The sequence below is a fragment of the Rhodococcus antarcticus genome, from assembly GCF_026153295.1.
Classification (GTDB): Bacteria; Actinomycetota; Actinomycetes; order Mycobacteriales; family Mycobacteriaceae; genus Rhodococcus_D; species Rhodococcus_D antarcticus.
In genome coordinates, this window is the sequence record NZ_CP110615.1 from 3,073,553 (window position 1) to 3,097,665 (window position 24,113).

A 24,113-nucleotide genomic window follows, 5' to 3' on the forward strand; every position below is an offset into this window, starting at 1 on the left:
TGAATACCGCGGGTTTCCACCAGTCGCCCGCCGAGAGACCTGGAGCCACCGGTGAGCACAGCCGACACCCCGAGCGCCGAGCACGGTCGGCACGAGCGGCCCGAGGACCCTGCCCCGCAGGAGACCACGACCGCGGGGACCACCGCACCCGGGACCACCGCACCGGCCTCCCCGGGCTCGAACCGCCGCACGGCCGTCCTCGTGCTCGGCGTGCTGCTGGTCCAGCTCGGCTTCGTGACCAGCTACGTCGGCGCCTTCCACTCCCCCGTGCCGCGGGACGTGACCGTCGCCGTGGTGGCGCCGGCAGGGGCCCCGGCCGGCGCTGCCGAGCAGGTCGTGGGTCGGCTCGACGGGCTCGACGGTCACCCGCTGGACGCCCGGGTCGTGACGGACGAGGCCGGTGCCCGTGCCCAGATCACCGGTCGCGACATCTACGGCGCGCTCCTGCTGGGCACCGACGGCCAGGACACCCTGCTCGTGGCGGGCGGGGCCGGGGCCTCGGTGGCCGGCGCGCTGCAGGCCGAGCTGACCGCCGTCGACGCCGCCCAGCAGCGCACGCTCGCGGTGCAGGACGTCCTCCCCGTGACCGCGCAGGACAACCGCGGGCTGTCCGGCTTCTACCTCGCCGTGGGATGGGTGGTCGGCGGGTACCTGCTGGCCACCGCGCTCGCGCTGACCGGCGTCCGCCCGGGGCTGCGGGCGATGGGAGAGCGGCTGGGGGTGCTCACCGGCTACGCGGCGGCCTCCGGGCTGGGCGGGGCGCTCGTGGCCGAGCAGGTGCTGGGCGCGCTTCCCGGACCGTTCTGGGCCCTGGCGAGCCTGGGCGCGCTCGTGGTGCTGGCGACGGCGGCGTTCACCACCGCGGCGGAGGCGCTGCTCGGCTTCGTCGGCGTGGGCCTGGTGATCGTCCTGTTCGTGGTGCTCGGCAACCCGAGCGCGGGCGGGGCGTACGGCACCGCGCTGCTGCCCCCGTTCTGGGCGTCCATCGGCCCCTGGCTCACCCCGGGTGCGGCAACCGAGGGCATCCGCAGCCTCGCCTACTTCGACGGCACCGGGGTGGGTGGCCCGCTGGCCGTCCTCGCCGGCTACCTGGCCGTGGGGGTGGCGCTGAGCCTCGGGATCGCGGTGGTCCGCAGCCGCCGGGAGCCACCGGTCACCCCCTGAGACGCCAAGTGCGGGCTTCTGGTCGTCATCCACCCCCGAATGACCGCCACAAGCCCGCACTTGGCGGAAAATAGGGACCTACGCGTCGATGACGACCGCGATGATGACCGGCTCCTTGCGGAAGGCCCGGCGCATCCACTTGCCGACCTCGCGGAGGATGACCTGCTCGAGGGCCTTGCTGCCGGTGATCTTCTGGTCACGGGCGCCCTGGAGCGCGGAGGCGATCATCGGCACCACCGCGTCGTAGGTCTTGGGGTCCGAGACGAACCCGCGGGCGATGAAGTCCGGGGCCTCGGCCAGCTCGCCGGTGTCCGCGTCGACGATGGCGACGACGGTGAGAACGCCCTCCTCGCTCAGGGTCCGGCGCTCGACCAGCGAGGCCTCCTTCACCTCGCCGACGGACTGGCCGTCGACGTAGACGAGCTCGACGGGAACCTTGCCGGTGATCGACGCGCGGCCGTCGACGAGGTCGATGACGTGCCCGTCGGCGGCGATGAGCACCCGGTCGCGCTCGACGCCCGTGGCCACGGCCAGCTCGGCGTTCGCCCGCAGGTGGCGAGCCTCGCCGTGCACGGGCACCACGTTGGACGGCTGGACGATGTTGTAGCAGTACGTCAGCTCGCCGGCCGAGGCGTGCCCGGAGACGTGCACCTTGGCGTTGCCCTTGTGCACGACGTTGGCGCCCATGTCGGTGAGCCCGTTGATGACGCGGTAGATCGCGTTCTCGTTGCCCGGGATCAGGCTCGAGGCCAGCAGCACGGTGTCGCCCTCGCCGACCCGGATCATGTGGTCGCCCGAGGCCATCCGCGACAGTGCGGCCATCGGCTCGCCCTGGGAGCCCGTGCAGATCAGCGTGACCTTGCTGGGGGGCAGCCGGTCGAGGGTCTTCAGGTCGACGATGAGCCCGTCCGGCACCGTGAGGTAGCCCAGGTCCATGGCCAGGCCCATGTTGCGGACCATCGAGCGACCGACGAAGGCGACCTTGCGGCCGGCGGCGTGCGCGGCGTTGATGACCTGCTGGATGCGGTGCACGTGGCTGGCGAAGCTGGAGACGATGACCCGCTTGGGGGCCGTGCGGAACACCGTCTCGATGGCCGGGGTGAGCTCGCGCTCGGAGGTGGTGAAGCCCGGCACGTCGGCGTTGGTGGAGTCGGTGAGGAACAGGTCGACCCCTTCCTCGCCGAGGCGGGCGAACCCGCGCAGGTCGGTGAGGCGGCGGTCCAGGGGGAACTGGTCCATCTTGAAGTCACCGGTGTGCAGCACCAGGCCGGCGCGGGTGCGCACCGCGATGGCGAGGCTGTCCGGGATGGAGTGGTTGACCGCGAGGAACTCGAGGTCGAAGGGGCCGAGCTTGCGGTGCTCGCCCTCCTTGACCTCGACGACCTTGGGCTTGATGCGGTGCTCGACGAGCTTGGCCGTGATGAAGCTCAGCGTCAGCCGGGAGCCGATGACGGGGATGTCGGCCCGCTCCTTGAGCAGGTACGGCACGCCCCCGATGTGGTCCTCGTGCCCGTGGGTCAGCACGATCGCGACCACGTCGTTCAACCGGTTCCGGATGTAGGAGAAGTCCGGGAGGATCACGTCCACGCCGGGCTGGTGCTCCTCGGGGAACAGCACGCCGCAGTCGATGACGAGCAGCTTGCCGTCCTGCTCGTACACGGTCATGTTGCGGCCGATCTCCCCGAGGCCGCCCAGCGCCACGACCCGGAGGGCTCCGTCCGGCAGTGCAGGCGGTCGTCCGAGGTTCTGGCGTGGCGCGGTCATGGGTGTAGACGGTAGTCGGCCCACGGACCGCGTCGCGCCAGAGGTGCAGTCGCGCGCCCGGCACCCGGCGGCGGAGACCCTCAGCCCAGCAGCCGCAGCGACCCCGTCGGGCACGCGGCCACGGCGTCGAGGACCAGGGCGCGGCTGCCCTCGGGCGGCTCGGGCACCAGCAGGGTCAGCTCCCCGTCGTCGGCGATCTCGAACACGTCGGGAGCCACCTCCTCGCACATCCCCAGCGACGCGCAGCGGCGCTCGTCCCACTCGATGCGCATCAGGACCTCGCCTCCGGGGTGAAGCGCACCGGGAGGTGGTTTACCCCGTGGAAGAACGTGCTGGTGGTGCGCGACATCTCACCGCTCACCTCGATGTCGGGCAGCCGGGTCAGCAGCTCGCGCCAGATCGCCTTGATCTGCTGGCGGGCGAGCTGGCCGCCGAGGCAGTGGTGGATGCCGCCGCCGCCGAAGCTGATGTGCGGGTTGGGGTGCCGCGAGAGGTCGAAGCGCTCCGGGTGGTCGAAGACCTCGGTGTCCCAGTTCGCCGAGGCGTAGAACAGCACCACCTTGTCCCCCTTGGTGATGTGCGCGCCGTTCAGCTCGCAGTCCCGCGCCGCGGTGCGCCGGAAGGTCAGGATCGGGGTGGCCCAGCGGACCATCTCCTCGATCGCGCTGCCGATGCGGGCGTCGAAGTCCGCCACCAGCCACGCGCGCTGCTCGGGATTGTCGGTGAGCGCCTGCATGGCGTGGCTGATGCTCTGCCGCGTGGTGTCGTTGCCGGCCACCGAGAGCAGCCCGAAGAAGCTGATGATCTCGTCGTCGGTCAGGTGCTCGCCGTCCACCTCGGCCTGCACCAGGTTGGTCATCAGGTCGTGCTCGGGGTGCTCGCGGCGGGACGCGATGAGCGCCGCGGAGACCGTGCGCAGGTTCATCATCGCTTCGAACAGCCGGGCGAGCGGCTGTTCGCCGTCGAGCAGCTCGGGGTCGTTCCAGCCGCCGGCGAACTGCGCCTCGTGGGCGACGTGGGCGCGCTGGTCCCGGGGGACGCCGATCATGTCGCAGATGTTGTGCATGGGCATGAGCCCGGCGATCTCGGTGACGAAGTCGACCTCGCCCAGCGGTGCGACGGCGTCGACGATCTCGCGCGCGTTGGTGCGGATCTGGTCGTCGATGAGCCGGATCTGCTTGGGCGTGAAGGCCGAGGTGAGCAGTCGGCGGACCTTGGTGTGCCGCGGCGGGTCCATGGCGATGAAGCCCTGACCCGCGTCGAGCAGCTCCGGCGGGATGGAGTCGAAGACGATGCCCTCGCCCGAGAGGAAGTCCTCGTGCCGCTTGGTGACCTCCACGAGGTCCGCGTGCCGGGTCACGGCCCAGAAGCCCTGGTCGTTCGGGTCCTCGAACAGCCGCTCCTCGACGGGGCGGTGCCAGCTCACGGGCCGGTGTGCGCGGAGCTCGGCGAAGGTCTTCTCCCGCTCGACCGCGGGCAGCGCCCAGAAGGCCTTCGACGACAGGTCGGCAGGGTCGTAGGGGCGGGCGGCCCGGACGGCGGCGGCGCCCTCGGCCTCGGTGGTGTCAGCGGTGACGGTCATCAGGTCTCCTTCGCGGCGGTGGTGAGGATCACCTTTACATCTCGACGGATTTTGTCAAGCGCGTTGGTCGGACCACCACGGCTGGGAGGATGACCCGGTGCCCGACGCCCCCGACCGCCCCGTGCTCCTGGCCGTCGACGGCAACTCCCTGCTGCACCGCAGCTACCACGCCTTTCTCGGCTCCGGCACCCGCACGGCCGCCGGGGCCGCGACGTGGGCGATCCGCGGGTTCTTCTCCCAGCTTGGCCTGCTCGTGGACCGGGTCGCCGCCGACGGGCTCGTGGTCGGCTTCGACGACGCGGGCAACAACCGCCGCAAGGTGACCCACCCCGAGTACAAGGCGACCCGGGGCGAGAAGGACCCCGACCTGGTGGCGCAGCTGCGCCTGGCCGTGCGCGTGCTGCGCGACGCCGGGGCGCACGTGGTGGTGCCCGAGGGCCTGGAAGCCGACGACGTGGTGGCCGCCGCCGCCCGGGACGCCGCCGCCGCGGGCTGGGACACCGTCATCGCCACCTCCGACCGGGACGCGTTCGCGCTGGTGGACGGGACCACCCGGCTGCTGCGGCTGATCTCCGGGGGCGTGGACGCCTCCCCCGTGCTCACCCGCGACCGCATGCGGCTGCTCACCGGCGTGTGGCCCGAGCAGTACCGCGAGCTGGCCGCCCTGCGCGGGGACACCTCCGACAACCTCGCCGGGGTGCGCGGCATCGGCCCCAAGACCGGGGCGCGGCTGCTCTCCGAGCTCGGCACGGTGCGGGCGGCGCTCGCCGATCCCGAGCGCACCCGGGTGCTCCTCGGCGCCCGGGTAGCCGAGGTGTTCACCTCCGCGGAGTCCCAGGAGGTGTTCGCCCGCAACGTCGAGCTGATGACGCCGGAGCCCGTGACCACCGGGCTCGACCTCGCCGCGGGGCCCGGACGGCTGCCGCTGGACGAGCACGCCGTGCGGGCCGCGCTGGAGCGCGTGGAGCTGGGCGCGGTGTGCCGGCCGGCCGTGCGCGCGCTGTGCGGGCTGGGGTTCGCCCCGCCCCCGGTGCCGTCGTTCGCGAGTGCACCCGCACCCCGAAGGCCCGTCGTGGTCGCGGCCGCCGCGCCCGCCCGCGAGACGGAGTGGACGTTGTTCTAGCCCGCGAGACCGTCGAACAGGTCGTCCTCCACGACGTCGGCCCGGCGGGTGGCGGCCACCGCAGCGGGGTCGTGCGCCGGATCGGCGGACTCCCCGCTCCGCCGGGGCCTGCCGTCACCGCTCGGCGGCAGCCTCGGTGTCGAACAGGCCCTCCACGGACAGGTACCGCTCACCGGTGTCGTAGCAGTAGGTGAGCACCCGGGTGCCCGGGGCGAGGTCGGGGATCTTCTGCGCGACGGCGGCCAGCGACGCCCCGGATGACGGCCCCACGAAGATGCCCTCCACCCGGGCCACCCGCTGCGCGTAGCCGTAGGAGTCCTCCTCGCTGACGCTGATGGTGCCGTCGAGGGTGTCGCGGTGCAGGTTGGTGGGCACGAACCCCGCGCCGATGCCCTGCAGCTTGTGCGGGGCCGGGTCCCCCCCGCCGATCACCGGGGACTTGGCCGGCTCCACGGCGTAGGTCTTGAGGTCGGGCCACTGCTCCTTGAGCGCCTCGCTGACCCCGGTGAGGTGCCCGCCGGTGCCGACGCCGGTGATGAGCACGTCGAGCCCGTCGGGGAAGTCCGCGAGGATCTCCTGGGCGGAGGTGCGCCGGTGCACGTCGATGTTGGCCGGGTTCTCGAACTGCTGCGGCATCCACGCACCGGGACGCTCGGCCACGAGCTGCTCGGCGCGGGCGATGGCGCCCTTCATGCCCTCGGCGCGCGGGGTGAGCACGAACGTCGCCCCGTAGGCGGCCATGAGCCGTCGGCGCTCGACCGACATCGACTCGGGCATCACCAGCACCAGCTCGTAGCCCTTCACGGCCGCGACCACGGCCAGCCCGATCCCGGTGTTGCCCGAGGTCGGCTCGATGATGACCCCGCCCGGCTGCAGCGTCCCGTCGGCCTCGGCGGCCTCGATCATGGCCAGGCCGATCCGGTCCTTGATGGAGCCGCCCGGGTTCTGCCGCTCGAGCTTCATCCACACCTCGACCGGGCCGTCGAACAGGCGGGAGAGGCGGACGTGGGGGGTGTTGCCGATGACGTCGAGAATGCTGTCGGCCCTCATGGGTGGTCCTCCGGTGCTCGGGAGCGGTGCGGCTGTCAGAGGTAGAACTCCAGGGCGGGGTCGGATGCTTCCCGGCCCCCCTGCGCACCGGGGCTGCGGCGGCGGTCCGTGCCCGCGCTGGTCGAGACGACCGAGCCCGGCGGCACGCTCCGGGTGAGCCACACGTTGCCGCCGATCCGGCTGCCGCGGCCGATCACGGTGTCCCCGCCGAGGATGGTCGCGCCGGAGTAGACGACGACGTCGTCCTGCACGGTCGGGTGGCGCTTTCGCGACCCCAGGTCCTTGCTGACGACCAGCGCACCGAGGGTGACGCCCTGGTACAGCCGCACCCGCTCGCCGATCTCGCAGGTCGCCCCGACGACGACCCCGGTGCCGTGGTCGATGGCGAAGGAACCGCCGATCGTCGCTCCGGGGTGGATGTCGATACCGGTGGCGCGGTGGGCGAGCTCGCCGAGCAGCCGGGGCAGCAGCGCGACCCCGCCGACGTGCAGCTGGTGGGCGATCCGGTGCACCGCGGTGGCGAAGAACCCGGGGTAGGCCAGCACCACCTCGTCCACGCCCGAGGCGGCCGGGTCCCCGTCGGCGGTGGCCGCTGCGTCGAGCAGCAGGGCCGCGCGGATCCCGGGCAGCGCGGCCACGAGCGCCGCAGCCGCGCGGTGGCGGGCGTCGGCCGCGACGCCCGGCAGGTCCATCGCCTGCTCCAGCAGGCGCACGAGCACGGCGGCGTCGGCCTCGACGGCGTCGGCCCGGCAGGTCGAGCCCCGCGTGAAGTGCGGGAACAGCAGCGCGAGGCTCGCGTGGATGAGCCGCTCGGCGGTGTCGGGCAGGTCCGGGGGCAGCCGGTAGGCGGCCCGCTCGCCCGCGAGCAGCGCCGCGAACCCCTCCGGGAGCTCCAGGGTGGGCGACGGGGGGGACGACGTCTCCGGCATGGCGGCGACCCTATGCGCGAGCGGCGGGGCCGGCCGGAGCCGGTCCGGAGCCCTCCCTTTCCTTGACTCGTTCCAGAACAGGGTCCATGCTCGGCGGTGTGCCCACCACGTCGGACCTCGAGCAGTCGCTGCGCGGGGCCGCCCTGCGGGTGACCCGCCCGCGGCTGGCGGTGCTCGCCGCGGTGCACGCGAACCCGCACTCGGACACCGACACGGTCATCCGGGCTGCGCGGGCCGACCTCGGCGAGGTCTCGCACCAGGCCGTGTACGACGTGCTGCGCGTGCTGACCACCTCGGGTCTCGTGCGAAGGATCGAGCCCTCCGGCTCGGTCGCCCGCTACGAGTCGCGGGTCGGCGACAACCACCACCACCTGGTGTGCCGCTCGTGCGGGGTGATCGTCGACGTCGCGTGCGCCGTGGGCACCTCCCCGTGCCTCACCGCGGCCGACGACCACGGCTTCACCATCGACGAGGCCGAGGTCGTCTACTGGGGCCTGTGCCCCTCCTGCTCCTCCACCCGTTCCTGAGCACGTCCACCCCCGGAAAGGTTGTCCCGTGACCGACACCGACCACACGACCGTCGAGAGCAAGATGAACGACGACGCGTCCGGCGGGTGCCCCGTTGGCGCCCAGTTCAAGCACCCCACCGAGGGTGGCGGCAACCAGGACTGGTGGCCGAACCAGCTCAACCTGAAGATCCTGCGCAAGCACCCCGCCGTCGCCAACCCCCTGGGCGCCGACTTCGACTACGCCGCGGCGTTCAACGCCCTCGACCTCGACGCCGTCATCGCCGACATCGACGCCCTGATGACCACCTCGCAGGACTGGTGGCCGGCCGACTCCGGGCACTACGGCGGGTTCTTCGTCCGGATGGCGTGGCACAGCGCGGGCACCTACCGCGTCAGCGACGGCCGCGGGGGCTCGGGCGCGGGCATGCAGCGCTTCGCCCCGCTGAACTCCTGGCCGGACAACGCGAGCCTGGACAAGGCCCGCCGCCTGCTCTGGCCGGTCAAGCAGAAGTACGGGCGCAACCTCTCCTGGGGTGACCTGATCGTGCTCACGGGCAACCGTGCGCTGGAGACCATGGGCTTCACCACCTTCGGCTACGCCGGCGGTCGCGCCGACGTCTGGGAGCCCGACGAGGACGTCTACTGGGGCCCGGAGCAGACCTGGCTGGGCGACGAGCGCTACACCAGCGAGCACACCCTCACCGGGCCGCTCGCCGCTGTTCAGATGGGCCTGATCTACGTCAACCCCGAGGGCCCCAACGGCGTCCCGGACGCACTCGGCTCGGCCCGGGACACCCGCGAGACCTTCGCCCGCATGGCGATGAACGACGAGGAGACCGTCGCCCTCATCGCCGGTGGGCACACCTTCGGAAAGACCCACGGCGCCGCCGATCCCGAGCCGCACGTCGGCCCCGAGCCCGAGGCCGCCCCCCTGGAGCAGCAGGGCCTGGGCTGGCGGAACACCTTCGGCTCCGGCAAGGGTCGCGACACGATCACCAGCGGCCTCGAGGTCACCTGGACCTCGAACCCGTCGCGCTGGGACATGGAGTACCTGGAGAACCTCTACGCCTACGACTGGGAGCTGGAGAAGAGCCCGGCCGGGGCGCACCAGTGGCGCCCGGTGGGCGGCGCGGGCGCGAACACCATCCCCGACCCGGAGACCGGCGAGCTGACCCGCTACCCGACGATGCTGACCTCCGACATCGCGCTGCGCGAGGACCCGGTCTACGAGGAGATCACCCGGCGCTTCCTCGCGAACCCCGACCAGTTCGCCGACGCGTTCGCCCGCGCCTGGTACAAGCTCACCCACCGCGACATGGGCCCCAAGCAGCGCTACCTCGGACCGCTCGTGCCGGCCGAGGAGCTCCTGTGGCAGGATCCGGTGCCCGCCGTGGACCACGAGCTCGTGGACGCGGCGGATGTCGCGGCCCTCAAGGAGCAGGTGCTGGCCTCCGGTCTGACCGTCTCCCAGCTCGTCTCCACCGCGTGGGCCGCGGCTTCCACCTTCCGCGGCAGCGACAAGCGCGGAGGGGCCAACGGCGGCCGCATCCGCCTCGAGCCGCAGCGCAGCTGGGAGATCAACTCCCCCGACGAGCTGGCGACGGTCATCCGCACCCTCGAGGGCGTGCAGGAGTCGTTCAACGCCGCGCAGTCGAGCGGCAAGAAGATCTCGTTCGCGGACCTCGTCGTGCTCGCCGGTGCGGCCGGCGTGGAGAAGGCCGCGAAGGACGGCGGCCACACCGTGACGGTGCCGTTCGCAGCGGGTCGCACCGACGCCACCCAGGAGACGACCGACGTCGAGTCGTTCTCCTGGATGGAGCCCCGCTCGGACGGGTTCCGCAACGTCGCGGACAAGGCCGACCGCCTGCCCGCGGAGTACCAGCTCGTGGACAAGGCGAACCTGCTGACCCTGAGCGCCCCGGAGATGACGGTGCTCGTCGGTGGCCTGCGGGTGCTCGGCGCCAACACGGCAGGCTCCGCCCAGGGCGTGCTCACCACCGCACCCGGGACGCTCACGAACGACTTCTTCGTGAACCTGCTGGACATGGGGACGACGTGGACCCCCGCGGAGGACGGTTCCTACGTCGGCCGCACGCCCGCCGGCGAGGTGACCGGGAGCCGCGTCGACCTGCTCTTCGGCTCCAACTCCGAGCTGCGGGCCGTCGCCGAGGTGTACGCGAGCGCCGACGGGGGCGAGAAGTTCGTCGCCGACTTCGTCACCGCGTGGACCAAGGTGATGGACCTGGACCGCTACGACGTGGTCTGAACCTCCTGACGAACCCGGCGCCCGGGTCGGCCCTCACCGGCCGGCCCGGGCGCCGGCCGTCGGTCCGGTCAGTCGACCGACAGGTCGGCCATGGCCGCGAGCACGGCCCGCACCCGCGGAACCTCGTGGGTCCGGTAGATCCCCGTGCCGCCGAGGGTCGCCAGCACGGCGAAGAAGCCCTCGGCGGTCCGGGTCTCGTCCTCGAAGTAGTCGAGCCCTCCCGGCAGCGAGTGGCAGATGGGCAGGCCCAGGGTGCGGGCGCGGAAGCTGTTCAACAGCACGACGGCCTGGTGGCGCACCCGGTCCAGGCTGCCCCCGCTGGTGAAGCCGAACCCGACGCCCGGGTCGAGGCAGATGCCGGCGGCGACACCGCGTCCGCGGGCGTCGGCGACCCGCTCGGCGAACTGCTCGAGCATGGCGGGGTAGGGGTCACGGGCCACCGCGACGTCGTCGAGCTCGCGAGGGTTGGCCCCGGTGACGTGGCAGAGCACGAGTGCGGCGTCGTGCTCGGCGGCCAGGTCGAACATCGCCGCGTCCTGCGACGGACCGGTGAGGTTGAGCAGCCTCGCCCCTGCCTGCAGGCACGCCCGCACGACCGCCGGCTCGTAGCTCTCCACGGACACCACGACCCCGGCGGCGGCGAGTCCCTCCACCACGGGAACCAGGGCCCGCACCTGGTCCTCGGCGGTGACCCGACGGGTGCCGGCGACCACCGACTCGGCGCCCACGTCGACGAAGTCCGCCCCCTGGGCCGCCAGCACGGTGCCCCGGCGCACGGCCGCCTCGACCGACGGCGCGATGCTCTCGCGGTACCAGGAGTCCTGGGACAGGTTCACCACGCCCATGATCGACGGGCGGAGGTCGGTGTCGAGGACCCGCTCACCCACCCGGAACGGTGCCACGGGGTGGTCGAGGTCCTCGGGGTGCTCGGCGGCGAGGCGGACGAGCTCGCGCAGGCTGATCACGCGGCGGACGGACGGACGTAGCGGGCCATGAGGAAGCTCTCGGCGGTGAGCAGGTGCACCAGGGTGAACCGGGCCACCTGGTCGAGCCCGCCCGTCCGGGGAGTCTTCGCGGTGCCGGCGAACACCGGTGAGACGGTGATGTCGGCCTCGTCGAGCAGGTCGGCGGCGACGACGGCCTCGAGCAGCGAGGGGCCGCCCTCGCAGACGATCCGGCGCAGGCCACGCGCGCCGAGCGCGTCGAGCACGGTGGCCACCTCGAGGTCGGGCAGCGTCAGCACGGTGGCGTGCTCGTGGGCGGTCTCGAGCGCCTCCGGGTCCGGCGACGGGCCGGTGAGCACCAGCGGGGTCAGGGTCGACCCCGCCCACACGGGCAGCGACCACGGCAGGTCGAGCGAGCCGGAGACCACGACCAGCTGGGGTGCAGGGGCCTGCCCTGCCCGCTCGCGGCGGTCGGCATCGGCGTCCGCGGCCCGCATCGGGCCGTACTCCTCGGCGCGCAGCGTCCCGGCACCGACGAGCACCGCGTCGGCCAGGCGCCGCACGCTGTCGAAGACGTCCCCGTCCACCGTCGAGGAGATCGAGCCGCTGAGCCCGTCCGGACCCGCGGCGGCGCCGTCGAGGGTGGTGACCATCATGGCTCGCACCCACCGACCCTCGTCGGGCCACGGGTAGGCCTCGAGGAGCTCGTCCGGATCGAGCGACCGCGGCGGTGCCGGGAAGACCATGTCCACGGACCTGAACCTAACGGGTGCCCGCAGGGCCCGCTCCGCGCCAGTGTCCTTCACCAGGCCTGGGTTCGCCCTGCCGGGTGGTCAGGGACTCGACCACGTCTGCTGGAGGTGTGGTGACAGCACGTCATTTTTTGGTCAGGTCGCGAACGTGAACCACGCCGCCGGGTGGCCGCGTAGGACCTAGCAAGGGCGTGCTGATCTTTCGCGCCCACCCTGGCGTCAACGGCGACGTCGGAGTCGAACGATGCGAGCCGTACCCGGAACCCGGACGGCCGTTCCCGCAGTCTCGATCCGACGAAGAGGGGGGCGCCGTGCGCCCGAGATCCACGTCCGTCCTGTCCGTGCCCGTGCTCCTGGCCGCCATCGGATCGGCGCTGCTGCTGGGCGCCGGTCCGTCCCACGCCGCGCCGGTGCCCGTGTCGGTGACCGCACCGGTCGCGTCGGTGCACATCGGGTCCGCCCCGACCGCGTCAGCGCTGGTCGTGCCTGCGCAGCGTGCTCCCTCCGACGGTGGGCAGCTGCTGCCGCCCGCGGCGCCGCAGCCCGCTCCCGCCTCCCCAGCAGGCACACCGGCGAGCGCGGGAACGGCCAGCGAGGGTGGGGGGACGAGCCTGCTGGGCTGGATCGGTACCGGTGTCCTGGTGCTGCTGGCCCTGCTCATGACCGCAGTGGCGAGCACGACGCTGTGGTGGATGCTGCACGCCTGGAAAACTCCGGAAACGTTGCGCAGCACAAGCTTCCGCCGACGTGACCACGTCCCGAGCCGCTCGTTCTCCCTGCTGGTCCCGGCCCGCCACGAGGAGGCCGTGCTCGGGCAGACCCTCGACTCGCTGGCCGAGATCGACCACCCGGACTTCGAGGTGCTCGCCATCATCGGCCACGACGACCCGGGCACCGAGACGGTGGCGCGGGCCGCCGCAGCGCGGCATCCCGGTGTGGTGCGGGTGGTCATCGACTCCAACGTGCCCAAGAACAAGCCCAAGGCGCTGAACACGGCGCTGCTCGAGTGCCGCGGCGACGTCGTCGGTGTCTTCGACGCCGAGGACGACGTGCACCCCGACCTGCTGCGCCTGGTGGACATGCGTTTCGCCGACACCGGGGCCGACGTCGTCCAGGGCGGGGTCCAGCTGATGAACATCCACTCCAGCTGGTGGTCGATGCGCAACTGCCTCGAGTACTACTTCTGGTTCCGCAGCCGGCTGCACTTCCAGGCCGCGCAGAACTTCATCCCCCTGGGCGGCAACACCGTCTTCATGCGGACCGCCCTGCTGCGGGAGTACGACGGCTGGGACGAGACCTGCCTGGCCGAGGACTGCGAGATCGGCGTTCGGCTCTCGACGGCCGGAGCCAAGGTGGCCGTGGCCTACGACCCGGAGGTGGTCACGCGCGAGGAGACCCCGGACACGATCGCGTCGCTGGTGAAGCAGCGCACGCGGTGGGACCAGGGCTTCCTCCAGGTCCTCGGCAAGGGCGTGTGGAAGCAGATCCCCAGCCGCCGTGCGCGGTGGCTGGCCCGCTACACCCTGGCCATGCCGTTCCTGCAGGCGTTCACCGGCGTGATGATCCCGATCTCGCTGGTCATCATGCTGACGGCCAAGGTGCCCACGGCGATCACCCTGCTGACGTTCCTGCCGGTCGTGCCCACCCTCATCACGGTGGCCGTGGAGATGGCGGGGCTGGACGACTTCGCCCGCAGCTTCGGCCTGAAGGCCCGCGCCCGCGACTACGTCAAGCTCGTGCTGGGTGTCTTCCCCTACCAGGTGCTGCTCGCCTTCGCCGCGCTGCGCTCGGTGTGGCGCCAGCTCCGCGGGGAGAACAGCTGGGAGAAGACCGCGCACTCCAACCTGCACCGCACCGCCGTGGCGGTCAACGACAAGACCCTGGTGGACACCGAGCCGGGCACCGGTGCCCTGCTGCCCGTCGGAGGTGCGCGATGACCGCGCTGCTCGACCGTCCGGCGATGACCCCCGGTGCGACGCCTGCAGGACCCGACGGCGCGCTGCGCCGTCTCGCCGGGTGGGCTCGCCGACACCGGACGTCGCTGCTGGTGCTCACCCCGCTGCTGCTCGTCACCGGTGTGGTGCGATTCGTCGGCATGGTCACCGCCCCGCAGCGGATCGACGACGAGGGCACCTACGTCGCGCAGGCGTACGCCGTGGACAAGCTGGGCTCGCTCGCGCACTACACCTACTGGTACGACCACCCGCCGCTGGGCTGGATCCAGATCGCCGGGTACACCTGGCTCACCGACGCCTTCAACCGCGCACCCAACGCCGTCGCCGCCGGGCGAGAGGCGATGCTCGTCGCTGCCGTCGCGAGCGCGGGTCTGCTGTACGTGCTGGCGCGCCGGCTCGGGGTGTCCCGGTGGGGCTCGGGTGCGGCCGTTCTCATCATGGGGCTGAGCCCGCTCGCCGTGCAGTTCCAGCGCACCGTGTACCTGGACAACGTGGCCACCCCGTGGGCGCTGGCCGCCTTCGTGCTCGCGCTGTCCCCACGCAACCGGCTGGCCGCGACCGCCGGAGCCGGTCTGGCCTTCGCCATCGCGGTGCTGAGCAAGGAGACCTACCTGCTGCTGCTGCCCGCCCTGGTGTACCTGGTTCTGCGGCACAGCGCCGCCAGCACCCGCCGCTACGCCCTGACGGTTGCCGGCACGCTGTTCGTGCTCGCGGGCGCCGGCTACGGGCTGCTCGCACTGGTCAAGGGGGAGCTGCTGCCCGGCCCGAACCGGGTGAGCCTGGTCGGCGGGCTGGAGTTCCAGCTCGGTGGCCGACAGTCCAGCGGCAGCCTGTTCGACCCGTCCTCGCTGTCACGGCGCACCCTGGACACCTGGCTGCAGCTGGACACCGTCCTGCCGGTGGCCAGCGTCCTCGCCGCCGTCACCGGGTTGTTCGTCCGCCGGCTGCGCCCGATCGCCGTGGGCATGGTGTTCCTCCTGCTGATGATGCTGCGCCCCGGCTACCTACCGGTCCCCTACGTCATCGCGCTGCTGCCCTTCGGAGCCCTGCTCGTCGCCGGGGTGGTCGACGCCGCGGTCCGCGCGGCGCTGCGCACCGGCCGCTGGCGCTCACTCGCGGCGGTGACCGCCACGGTGGCGGTCCTGCTCGGCGGCGCCGGGGTCGCCACCGCCGCCCCGGCCTGGACCGGTCAGCTCCGCGGGCTGGCCCTGGCGAACCTCGACGCCCCTGTGGCGCAGGGCGAGGCATGGGCGACAGCGAACATCCCGAAGGGCCAGCGGATGCTGGTCGACGACGCCATGTGGGTGGATCTCGTCCGCTCCGGTCGCGACCGCAACAACATCGTCTGGTTCTACAAGGCCGACACCGACTCCGCCGTCATCGACATGGCGCCCAACGGGTGGCGGGACTACGGCTGGGTCATCACCACGGAGTCGATGCGCCGCTCGGCCGACGGCTCCCCCACCATCGCCCAGGCCATCGCCAACAGCACCCTCGCCGCCAGCTTCGGGCAGGGCAACACCCGGGTGGAGGTGCGCCAGGTCCACCCCGAGGGCATCGACGCGGTGAACGCCACCAACGGTGCGGCCGCCTCGGCCCGCAGCCAGGGCGGCGCACAGCTGGCAGGCAACCCCGCGATCGCGGCCGACACCGCCACCGCCGACCTGCTCACCGGGGGCCGGGTGGACTCCCGCGCCATGGCGGGCCTCGCGGCCCTCGCCGCCCAGCAGCCGGTGACGCTGCTCGGCGCACCCGCGGTGGACGGGGAGGACGCGGCCGGCACACCCCGCCGGCAGCTGCTCCTCAGTGGCGGTGCCCCCGTGCAGCAGTTCTTCGCTACCCAGACGGGCGCTCTCGCACCCACGGAGGTCACCACCTCCGGCGACGACGTGCTGGTGACCTACTCCGCGGTGGCGCCCACGTGAGCCGCTGCGCAGCACTCGACCACCACACCCACGTCCACCACGAACACGTCTACCACGAACACGTCCACCACACCCATGTCCACCACGAACACGTCCCAGGAGGACCCGTGACCCGTGCCCGCACCCTGCTCGTCCCGCTCGTGACCGTGCTGGCCGCACTGCTCGTCGGTCTCCTCGGGGCTGGGACCGCCGCCGCGCAGGCCGCACCCGCGGCGAACCCCAGCGGGTTCGTCCGCCTCGGGCACCTCGCGCCCGACGTGGGACCGGTGGACGTCTACCTCGCACCGTTCGGGGGTGCGCAGCAGTCGGTCATCACCAAGGCGCCCTACGGATCGCTGACGGCCTACCAGACGCTGGCCCCCGGCGACTACACGTTGGCGATGCGACCGGCAGGCACCCCGGCCGGCTCCGCCCCCATGCTCTCCGCCCAGGTCACCGTCGCCGCGGGCTCGGCGTACACCGTGCTGGCCACGGGCCGGATGGGCGCACTGTCCACGTCCGTGATCACCGATGACCTCACCCCACCACCCGCCAACGCCTCCCGGGTGCGACTCATCCAGGGATCCACCAAGGCCCAGGACCTCACCGTCGAGGCCGTCGGCGGGCCCACGCTGGCCCGCGGACTCGCCTACGGCACCGCCACCGGCTACGCGAACGTCCCTCAAGGCCGGTGGACGCTGAAGGTCACCGCCCCCGACGGCAGCTCCGCGATGGCCTCGGCGCCGGTGGTCGACCTCACCGCAGGATCGGTCAACAGCCTTCTCGTCACCGACACCAGCAGCGGTGGCTTCGCCATCACCCCTGTGGTCGACGCCGCCGGCATCAACACCGCCATGGCCCCCGCCGGCGGGGTGGAAACCGGCGCCGGCGGCACCGCCACCACCATCATCGACACCACCTCCAGCTCGACCACCCCCGTCCTCGGGATCGGTCTCCTGCTGGTGGCCGTCGGTGGTGTCCTCGCACGCCGCAGGACGGTGGCAGCACAGCCGTGAGCACCCTGCAACGACTGCTCGCGGGTGCCCTCGCCGTGCTCGTGGTCACCGCGTCCGCCGTCCTGGTCCTGGACCGCGGCCCCACCCCGACAGGTCCTGACCCTGCAGAGGAGGTGGCCGTGGCCTCGGCGCAGCACTTCCTCGCCGACTACACCGACGCCGACGGCCGGGTGGTGCGCCGCGACCAGGGCAGCGACACCGTCAGCGAGGGCCAGGCCTACGGGATGCTGCTCGCCGTCGCCGCGGGTGACCGCGACCGCTTCACCACCATCTGGGGGTGGGCCAAGAACAACCTGCTGCGCCCCGACGGCCTCATGTCCTGGCAGTGGCGCGACGGTGCCGTCGTCGACCCCGCGTCCGCGGCCGACGCCGACCTCGACGCCGCCCGCGCTCTCGTCCTGGCCGGCGACCGTTTCGGGGACACCTCGCTGACGGCGGACGGACGCACCATGGCCGCGGCCGTGCTCGACCACGAAACCGCGCGGACCCCGCTCGGACTCGTGCTCACCGCGGGGACGTGGGCGCGAACGGCACCGTGGGCGGTCAACCCGAGCTACTTCTCCCCCGGAGCCACCCGCGAGCTGGCCACGGCCACCGGCGACCCCCGGTGGGCCGAGCTCCGCGCCGGGGGCACCGCGGTGACGCAGGCGCTGCTGGTGGAGAACCCGCTGCCCCCCGACTGGGCCCAGGTGAGCAGCTCGGGCGAGGTCAGCGCGAGAACCGCCCCCGACGGCGCCGCGCCGCGCTTCTCCTTCGACGCCGCCCGGACGGTGCTCCGAACGGCCGAGTCGTGCAACCCCGCCGACCGCGCCCTGGCCGCCGACACCGCCCGCGTGCTCGACCAGCCCGTCGACCAGGTCCGCGGAATCTACGCACTGGACGGTTCCCCCACCGTCGACTGGCAGCACCCGCTGATGCTCGCCGCCGCGGCCGCCGCCGACAGCGCGGTGGGCGACACCGGCAGGGCGGCGACCGCCCTCGACGCCGCGGCCGCACTGGACGACCACGCACCCAGCTACTACGGCGGGGCGTGGGTCGCCCTGGGCCGGGTGCTGCTGCAGACCAACCTGCTCGGCTCCTGCCCGGCGGTGACCGCGTGATCAGCGCCGCGCGCGCAACGGGGGCCGCGATCCTCACGCTGGGCCTGCTCGCGGGCTGCGCCAGCACCCCCGGCCAGGCCCCCACCGCCGCACCCACCAGCCCGTCGGCCCCGGCGGCGGCACCGCTCGACGGACCGCAGCCCATCCCGGCCGGCGCCACCGTGTCCCCCACGAGGGTGCAGGTGCCTGCGATCGGCGTGGACACCTCGGAGCTGGAGAAGCTCAGCCGCGCTACCGGTGGGGAGCTCAACCCCCCGGTGGACTTCAACCGGGCCGGCTACTACGTGAACGGTCCGGCCCCCGGAGACCCCGGACCCGCCGTCATCGCAGCCCACGTCGACGACACCAGCGGCCCGAAGGTGTTCTACCGGCTCCGCGAGCTCACCACCGGTGACCAGGTACGGGTGACCCGCTCGGACGGGCGGGTCGTCACTTTTCGGGTCGACGCGGTCGAGCAGTACCCCAAGGACCAGTTCCCCACAGCCGCGGTGTATGGCCCGCAGCCCGGGGCGTCGTTACGCCTGATCACCTGCGGTGGCAGCTTCGACGCGGCGGCGCGCTCGTACCGGGACAACATCGTCGTCTACGCCAGCGAGGTCCCCGGGTAGGGCTTCGCTCAGCGCGCGAGGGACATGGCGTAGTCGGTCCACCACTGCCCTGCCGGGGGTCCGCCACCACAGCTGCCATCGGACTCCCCCACCCGCTTCACCCACAGGTTCGCGTCCTGGTGGGATCCGTCGGTGACCATCCCCGGGACGGCCCCGAGCTTGCGGCCCGCCGGGTTGCACCACTGGCTGGTGGCCCCGGCGCCGTTGCGGCTGGTGTCGATGACGTAGCGAGCTCCCCCTGTTCCCGCGGAGACCTGCTCGGCGTACGCCCGCTCGTCGGCGCTGGTCTGGAACGCGCTGACGTTCGTGGCGAACCCCCGCGCCCCGGCAACACCCGCAGCCCGCAGGCGCGAGGCCATCGTCGCTGCATCCACCCACCCGGAGTGCCCGGCATCGAGGTACACCGTGGCGCCCGCCGAGGTCAGGGTGGTCACGGCTGCCCGCAGCAGCCCCGAGCGGTCACCCTGGCCCGAGCACGCACCCAGCTCGGCGAGCGCGTCCGGCTCCAGCACCACGGCGGTGCGGGTGCCACGCAGCCCATCGGCCACCGCCGACACCCATCCCGGGTAGGTGTCGGGGGTCAACCCGCCCGCGGAGTAGCTGCCACAGTCGCGACCAGGGATGGCGTAGACCACCACCACACCGGTCTGCCCCGCACTGTTGGCCCGCCGCGCGTAACCGCCCACAGCAGCCCCGACCTGGTCACGGGAGTACCAGTCGCCCGCCCAGAACGCCGCGGTCTGCGCGGAGATCCGGTCCAGCGCCGCCGCCCCGGACGGGTCACCGGCCCGGCGGGCGGTCGCGGCGGCCACCGACGGGTAGCGGGGATCGACGTACGGCCGGCCCGCAGCGAACGGATTCGTGGTCTTGGCACCCGTCGGTGCAGGAGCGGTAGTGCCCGTCGGTGAGGTGGTGGTGCTGGTGCTCGTTGGTGCAGTGGTGTCGACCCAGCCCACGTGCAGGTTGCGGTCGCACCCCGGACCAACGGCGTCGTTGGGGAAGCCGATCGCGACGGAGTGAGCGCCGGCCGCCAAGACCGGCCCGACCGGGTAGCTCCACCACTCCGACGCGTTGACCACGTCCACCCGACCCAGAACCGCACCGTCGACGCTGATGACGGCCTGCGGCGGACCGTTGCAGAGGTCCGCGCGAGCATGCAGCACGAGCTGACCGCCATCCGGCACCGATGTGCTCGCACTACCGACACTCCACAGCAACGCCTCCGTGCCAGTCGGGGTACCGACCGCCGACTGGACGGCACCCGCCCCAGGCGACACGGTCCAGACGGTGCTCGCCGCGGCAGCGACGGAGCCGCTGAGCAGCACGAGTGGGGTGATGAGCGCCCACAGGATCACGCGACGGGTACGGGGCACCCCCACACCTTCGGCACCAGCGGGGCACCGCCTTAACCCCTGACGCCAGAACACTTCACGACCCCGGCTCGGGACCGGGCGTCGGGGCTGCCACCAGCCATGAGCAGAGGCCGCCGGAGCAGCTCGCCCCGGGTCCACGACGGCGGTTGAGGACGCCAGGACGTGTTCGCAGGGGGCCGTGCCGGCCTCGCGGAGCACCCCGCAGCGCACAAGGGACCGCAGTGGCCCCACGTCTGGCCGCGAAGCGCCTCCGGATTGCTCGACCCGCCGGTCCCGAGGACAACACACGAGACACCCGTTGCGACTCCGTCGAGTCCGGGCCGGAGCGGGTGCTCGCCGGAGCGAGTCCAGCCTGACCTGGCTCAAGCGTGGAGCCGCCTGTCGGAATCGAACCGACGACCTTCTCATTACGAGTGAGATGCTCTACCGACTGAGCTAAGGCGGCGTACCCCTTGGGCTTGCTGAGCATACCGGCCACCACGGGGCGCGCCGACACGGGCCGCGCCTCACGGGGGCCGCACGCAGCGTCGCGCCGGGACCGTCCCATGGACCATCCGGGTGAGGGTCGTCACCGACTCGCCGATCCGTCGTTGAGGGGTCAGAACACCCGTCACACCGACTTCCGGAGGATCCGTGAGCAACCGTCGCCGCGCCGCGCTGGTAGCCCTTCCCGCTGCCGCCCTGCTGCTCGCCGCCACCGCGGCCCCGGCCTCGGCCCAGACCGCCGCGCCCTCGCCGACCCCTGCGGCCGCGGACGCGGGGGCGGCGCTGTTCACCGTCCGCGCACTGCCGGGTGCGAGCCTGCCCGGCGTGACCGGCACCGGCCTGCTCACCGGTGCGATCGCCACCACGGTCGTCACGGCGGACAGCACCAAGCCCGCCGGACAGCAGTCCACCGCCACGGCCGCCCCGTTCGCGCTGACCCTCGCCGGGCAGTCCCCCACGCCGCCCACCACGGCCTCGCAGACGGCGTCCCCGGACCACGCCACCCCCACCACCACCGGGTTCACCATCCCCGCCCAGCTCGCGCCGCTGCTGTCCGGCGGCGTGCTGCAGGGCTCGGCCCAGGCTCGCTACAGCGACACGGTGGGCTTCTGCGTGGACCCCATCAGCACGGCCACCACCTCGCTGGCGAACCTCTCCGCGGTGAACGTGCTCCCCGCCCTCTCGCTGCCGACCACCGGCACGGGCGACCCGACCGCCGCCCTCGGCAGCCTCACCGGCCTGCTCACCGGTGCCCAGAGCGGCTTCGGCGGCCTCGCGGGCCTGCTCACCGGCCAGAGCTCGGGCACCACGTCCGTGGTGAAGGTGCCGGACACGGCCAGCGCGACGTCCACCACGAAGCTGGTCGACGTGGCCGGCCAGGCCGGCAAGGGGATCCAGGCCAGCTCCGGGGTCCAGCTGGGCAACATCCAGCTCCTGCCCGGCACCCCGCTGGGTGTCACGGTGAACGTCATCAAGGCACCGACCCTCACCGCGACCTCGACCGGCGACCCGGCGACCTCGGGCGTCACCTACACGGCCCCCGTCGTGGAGATCACCCAGGCAGATGGAACCGTCATCCAGAAGCTGGCCGCGGTCGACGACCCGTCCACTGCGGCAGACGAGACCCAGTTCTCGATCCCCCTGCAGATCCCGGTGCTCGGCTCCGACGTGGCCGCCCTGCCCACCGCGCTCAGCGGCCTGCTGCAGCCCATCCTCGGCCCCGTGGTCGACCAGGCGACGGGGGCCATCCGGAACCTCGACCTCGGGCTGCTCACCGTCAAGTACGGGCAGTTCACCGAGGCCCCGGCCAACGGCGCCTCGGTGGGCGGGAGCGCCTCGCTCCTCGACGTCGCGGTGCTCCCCACGACCACGCTGACCTCGCTGCTCGGCTCGGCGCTGCCTGCCGGCACCGTCCCCGACTCCCTGCTGCAGCTCGGTGTCGGTGAGCAGACGGCCCGGGCCTCGGTCGGCGCCGGTGGGATCGACTGCTCGACCCCGGCCCCTCCGGCCGCGGTGACGCCCCCGCCCGCGCCGGGCGCACCGCAGGCCTCCGGCCCCCCGCCGCTCGCGTACACCAGCGGCGCCTACTCGGCGATCCCGCTGATGTGGACCGGCAGCGCGCTGCTGATCCTCGGCGCCCTGATCGTGGCCGCCCTGCCGCGGCGACGTCGGGTCACCTCCTCCGCCTGACCCACCTGCCACCACCGAGGGCCCCGAGCACCCGCTCGGGGCCCTCGGTGCGTCGGCAGGCCTGCGGCGTCAGCGCAGGGCAGGACGCTGGGCGGCCCCGAGCAGGGCGACCATGGCGTCGACGGCGATGATCGGCTTCACGTTGAGCGCGAGCGACTCCCGGCAGGCGAGCACGGCCTCCAGGCAGCGCAGCAGCCCCTCGGCCGGCACCCCGTCGGCCACGAGCCGTGCCACCTCCTCGGCGCGGTCCGGGTGGGTGGCCGGGGCTGAGGACCCCGAGGCGCGCAGGACCGCGTCGCGGTAGTACCCGGCGAGGTCGACCAGGGCGCGGTCCAGCGCATCGCGCTGGGTCCGGGTGGCCCGGGACTTCTGCCGTCTCTCCAGGTCCTTCAGCACGCCCGCCGAGCCCCGCAGCGCCCCCACCGCACCCTTGCCGGTGCCGCCTGCGCCCATGGCCGTGCGCAGCTCCTCGGTCTCGCGCTCGTCGCGCCCGACGGAGGCCACCTTGGCCTCGTCCTCGGCCGACTTCACCAGCGCGGACGCCGCGGAGTAGGCGCTGGCGGGGTGACCCGCCGCACGCGGCAGGGCCAGCACGGCCTCCCGGCGAGCCCGCGCGTCGGCGTCGGTGGCGAGGCGACGGGCCCTGCCCACGTGCCCCCCGCTGACCGACGCCGCCCAGCCGGCACGTGCCTCGTCCAGGCCGTCGCGGTCCCGGAGCACCTGCGCCACGGCCGCGGTGGTGGGCGTGCGCAGGGCCACGTGACGGCAGCGCGAGCGCAGCGTGACCGACACGTCCTGCGGATCGGTGGAGGGGGCGCACAGCAGGAACACGGTGCGGGCGGGGGGCTCCTCCACCACCTTGAGCAGAGCGTTCGCCGCGCCCTCGGTCAGGCGGTCGGCGTCCTCCACGAGCACCACCTGCCACCGCCCGGTGCTCGGGCGGCGCGAGGCGACCTGGACGATGGCCCGCATCTCGGCGACACCGATGCTGAGGCCCTCCGGCACCACGCGGCGCACGTCGCCGTGGGTGCCGACGAGCACGGTGCGGCACGCCGCGCACTCCCCGCAGCCCGGCGCAGCCGTGGGGTCTGCCGACGGTGCCGTGCACTCCAGCGCAGCGGCGAGGCAGACCGCAGCCACCGACCGTCCGGAGCCGGGTGGACCCGTGAACAGCCACGCGTGGGTCATGGCCGAGCCCGCCTCCGACGCCGAGGTGGCGTCCAGCGCAGCGGCGGCAGCCGCCCGGAGCAGCTGCTCCACGTCCTCCTGGCCGACCAGCCGATCGAAGACTCCGCTCACACCGACCACCGTAGCCGCGGGGACCGACAACCCGACCCGCCCGCCGCCGCGCCCCTGCCGCGCCCGTGCGCCGCGCTGCTCAGGGCAGCAGCACGAGGCCGACGACCAGGATCAGCAGCAGCACGGCGAGGATGGCGAGCGGCCCCGAGGACGAGCGGAGCGTGGCCGGCGGCTCGGGAGCGGGACGGAGCGCAGGCCGGCGGGGAGCCGGCTGCGCCCGCCGTGCCGGGGGCGCCTGCCAGCCCGGCGTGGCCCCGGGCCAGCCGGCGGGCGGCGACCACGACGGGACGGGCTCCGGGGTGCGCCCCGGAGCCGGGGCCGGTTGCAGCTGACCCCACTGCCCGGCCGGGACGGGAGCGGGCACGCGCACCCCGGGCAGCTCGTCTGCCTCGACCAGGGCGCGAGCGGCCTGCTCGTTCCCGCCGGGGGCCACGGGCAGCCGCGGGAGCGCGAAGCCACCCCACTCCTGCGCCGGGGCCGTGTCCTGGGCGAGCGCGTCGCCGTAGCCCTCCCGCACCGGTGGTTGCCCCGTGCCGTCCGCGCCGAGCAGCGCGTCGTCGAAGTAGCCGCCCGCCCCGCCGTCCGTCCCGCTCATCGTGA

At 73.3% G+C, this 24,113-nt stretch carries 20 protein-coding genes and 1 tRNA gene; 10 read left to right on the forward strand and 11 right to left on the reverse strand.

The genetic code is table 11. The features are described 5' to 3' along the window. Nucleotides 1-51: 51 nt before the first annotated feature. On the forward strand, nucleotides 52-1,164 hold the full coding sequence (locus RHODO2019_RS15015) for an ABC-2 transporter permease (protein ID WP_265382543.1): 1,113 nt from the start codon (nucleotides 52-54) through the stop codon (nucleotides 1,162-1,164). Nucleotides 1,165-1,242: 78 nt separating this feature from the next. Here the strand turns inward: RHODO2019_RS15015 and RHODO2019_RS15020 are convergent, their stop codons facing one another. The 3 genes from RHODO2019_RS15020 to RHODO2019_RS15030 all read right to left on the reverse strand — a co-directional run bounded on the left by RHODO2019_RS15020 (nucleotide 1,243) and on the right by RHODO2019_RS15030 (nucleotide 4,510). After that, nucleotides 1,243-2,928 carry a ribonuclease J gene (locus RHODO2019_RS15020; protein ID WP_265382544.1) on the reverse strand — a complete coding sequence of 562 codons (1,686 nt, stop codon included), beginning with the start codon at nucleotides 2,926-2,928 and terminating at the stop codon, nucleotides 1,243-1,245. 80 nt (nucleotides 2,929-3,008) lie between these two features. Next, nucleotides 3,009-3,200, reverse strand: coding sequence for a ferredoxin (locus tag RHODO2019_RS15025; protein WP_265382545.1), 192 nt, complete (start codon nucleotides 3,198-3,200; stop codon nucleotides 3,009-3,011). Then, nucleotides 3,200-4,510 (reverse strand): cytochrome P450, encoded by a 1,311-nt coding sequence (locus RHODO2019_RS15030; RefSeq protein ID WP_265382546.1) that lies wholly within the window; start codon nucleotides 4,508-4,510, stop codon nucleotides 3,200-3,202. The genes RHODO2019_RS15025 and RHODO2019_RS15030 overlap by 1 nt, the downstream gene beginning before the upstream one ends. Nucleotides 4,511-4,607: 97 nt before the next feature. Here RHODO2019_RS15030 and RHODO2019_RS15035 point away from each other — a divergent pair, with 97 nt between their 5' ends. Continuing rightward, nucleotides 4,608-5,633: a 5'-3' exonuclease gene (locus RHODO2019_RS15035; protein WP_265382547.1), complete on the forward strand. Its 1,026-nt coding sequence runs from the start codon at nucleotides 4,608-4,610 to the stop codon at nucleotides 5,631-5,633. Nucleotides 5,634-5,747: 114 nt separating this feature from the next. On the opposite strand, the gene cysK is transcribed toward RHODO2019_RS15035, so the two are convergent. Both cysK and RHODO2019_RS15045 read right to left on the reverse strand, forming a co-directional pair. Further along, nucleotides 5,748-6,683 (reverse strand): cysteine synthase A, encoded by a 936-nt coding sequence (gene cysK, locus RHODO2019_RS15040; RefSeq protein WP_265382548.1) that lies wholly within the window; start codon nucleotides 6,681-6,683, stop codon nucleotides 5,748-5,750. A 35-nt stretch (nucleotides 6,684-6,718) separates the two neighbouring features. Continuing rightward, entirely contained in the window at nucleotides 6,719-7,612 is an 894-nt protein-coding gene (locus RHODO2019_RS15045) for a serine O-acetyltransferase (RefSeq protein WP_265382549.1), read from the reverse strand. A gap of 98 nt (nucleotides 7,613-7,710) precedes the next feature. On the opposite strand from RHODO2019_RS15045, the gene RHODO2019_RS15050 reads away from it, so the two are divergent. Further along, nucleotides 7,711-8,139 carry a Fur family transcriptional regulator gene (locus tag RHODO2019_RS15050; protein WP_265382550.1) on the forward strand — a complete coding sequence of 143 codons (429 nt, stop codon included), beginning with the start codon at nucleotides 7,711-7,713 and terminating at the stop codon, nucleotides 8,137-8,139. 64 nt (nucleotides 8,140-8,203) lie between these two features. Continuing rightward, entirely contained in the window at nucleotides 8,204-10,387 is a 2,184-nt protein-coding gene (gene katG, locus RHODO2019_RS15055) for a catalase/peroxidase HPI (protein ID WP_265384805.1), read from the forward strand. 68 nt (nucleotides 10,388-10,455) lie between these two features. Here katG and RHODO2019_RS15060 read toward each other — a convergent pair whose 3' ends face one another. Next, the gene (locus RHODO2019_RS15060; protein ID WP_265382551.1) at nucleotides 10,456-11,352 is read right to left on the reverse strand and encodes a dihydropteroate synthase; all 897 of its coding nucleotides are present in this window, start codon (nucleotides 11,350-11,352) and stop codon (nucleotides 10,456-10,458) included. Then, entirely contained in the window at nucleotides 11,349-12,077 is a 729-nt protein-coding gene (locus RHODO2019_RS15065) for a dihydrofolate reductase family protein (RefSeq protein ID WP_265384806.1), read from the reverse strand. The genes RHODO2019_RS15060 and RHODO2019_RS15065 overlap by 4 nt, the downstream gene beginning before the upstream one ends. A 347-nt stretch (nucleotides 12,078-12,424) precedes the next feature. Here RHODO2019_RS15065 and RHODO2019_RS15070 point away from each other — a divergent pair, with 347 nt between their 5' ends. The 5 genes from RHODO2019_RS15070 (at nucleotide 12,425) to RHODO2019_RS15090 (ending at nucleotide 18,666) form a co-directional block, all read left to right on the forward strand. Further along, nucleotides 12,425-14,020, forward strand: a complete 1,596-nt coding sequence (locus tag RHODO2019_RS15070; protein ID WP_265382552.1) for a glycosyltransferase — start codon at nucleotides 12,425-12,427, stop codon at nucleotides 14,018-14,020. Further along, the gene (locus RHODO2019_RS15075) at nucleotides 14,017-15,963 is read left to right on the forward strand and encodes a glycosyltransferase family 39 protein (protein ID WP_265382553.1); all 1,947 of its coding nucleotides are present in this window, start codon (nucleotides 14,017-14,019) and stop codon (nucleotides 15,961-15,963) included. Before RHODO2019_RS15070 ends, RHODO2019_RS15075 begins: the two co-directional genes overlap by 4 nt. 107 nt (nucleotides 15,964-16,070) lie before the next feature. Next, complete coding sequence (locus tag RHODO2019_RS15080) at nucleotides 16,071-16,958, forward strand: DUF4397 domain-containing protein (RefSeq protein ID WP_265382554.1); 888 nt, start codon at nucleotides 16,071-16,073, stop codon at nucleotides 16,956-16,958. Continuing rightward, complete coding sequence (locus RHODO2019_RS15085; protein WP_265382555.1) at nucleotides 16,955-18,058, forward strand: glycosyl hydrolase family 8; 1,104 nt, start codon at nucleotides 16,955-16,957, stop codon at nucleotides 18,056-18,058. The genes RHODO2019_RS15080 and RHODO2019_RS15085 overlap by 4 nt, the downstream gene beginning before the upstream one ends. After that, entirely contained in the window at nucleotides 18,055-18,666 is a 612-nt protein-coding gene (locus RHODO2019_RS15090; RefSeq protein ID WP_265382556.1) for a class F sortase, read from the forward strand. Before RHODO2019_RS15085 ends, RHODO2019_RS15090 begins: the two co-directional genes overlap by 4 nt. Before the next feature lie 8 nt (nucleotides 18,667-18,674). Here RHODO2019_RS15090 and RHODO2019_RS15095 read toward each other — a convergent pair whose 3' ends face one another. After that, entirely contained in the window at nucleotides 18,675-19,829 is a 1,155-nt protein-coding gene (locus RHODO2019_RS15095; RefSeq protein ID WP_265382557.1) for a glycoside hydrolase family 6 protein, read from the reverse strand. Nucleotides 19,830-20,408: 579 nt separating this feature from the next. Further along, nucleotides 20,409-20,484: transfer RNA gene (locus RHODO2019_RS15100), tRNA-Thr, on the reverse strand. 188 nt (nucleotides 20,485-20,672) lie between these two features. Between RHODO2019_RS15100 and RHODO2019_RS15105 the strand changes: the two genes are divergently transcribed. Continuing rightward, the gene (locus RHODO2019_RS15105) at nucleotides 20,673-22,214 is read left to right on the forward strand and encodes a hypothetical protein (RefSeq protein WP_265382558.1); all 1,542 of its coding nucleotides are present in this window, start codon (nucleotides 20,673-20,675) and stop codon (nucleotides 22,212-22,214) included. A 69-nt stretch (nucleotides 22,215-22,283) separates the two neighbouring features. On the opposite strand, the gene RHODO2019_RS15110 is transcribed toward RHODO2019_RS15105, so the two are convergent. Together RHODO2019_RS15110 and RHODO2019_RS15115 are read right to left on the reverse strand one after the other, a co-directional pair. Beyond that, on the reverse strand, nucleotides 22,284-23,513 hold the full coding sequence (locus RHODO2019_RS15110) for a DNA polymerase III subunit delta' (RefSeq protein WP_265382559.1): 1,230 nt from the start codon (nucleotides 23,511-23,513) through the stop codon (nucleotides 22,284-22,286). Between the two features lie 79 nt (nucleotides 23,514-23,592). Further along, nucleotides 23,593-24,108 carry a hypothetical protein gene (locus RHODO2019_RS15115; protein ID WP_265382560.1) on the reverse strand — a complete coding sequence of 172 codons (516 nt, stop codon included), beginning with the start codon at nucleotides 24,106-24,108 and terminating at the stop codon, nucleotides 23,593-23,595. Nucleotides 24,109-24,113 lie beyond the last annotated feature (5 nt).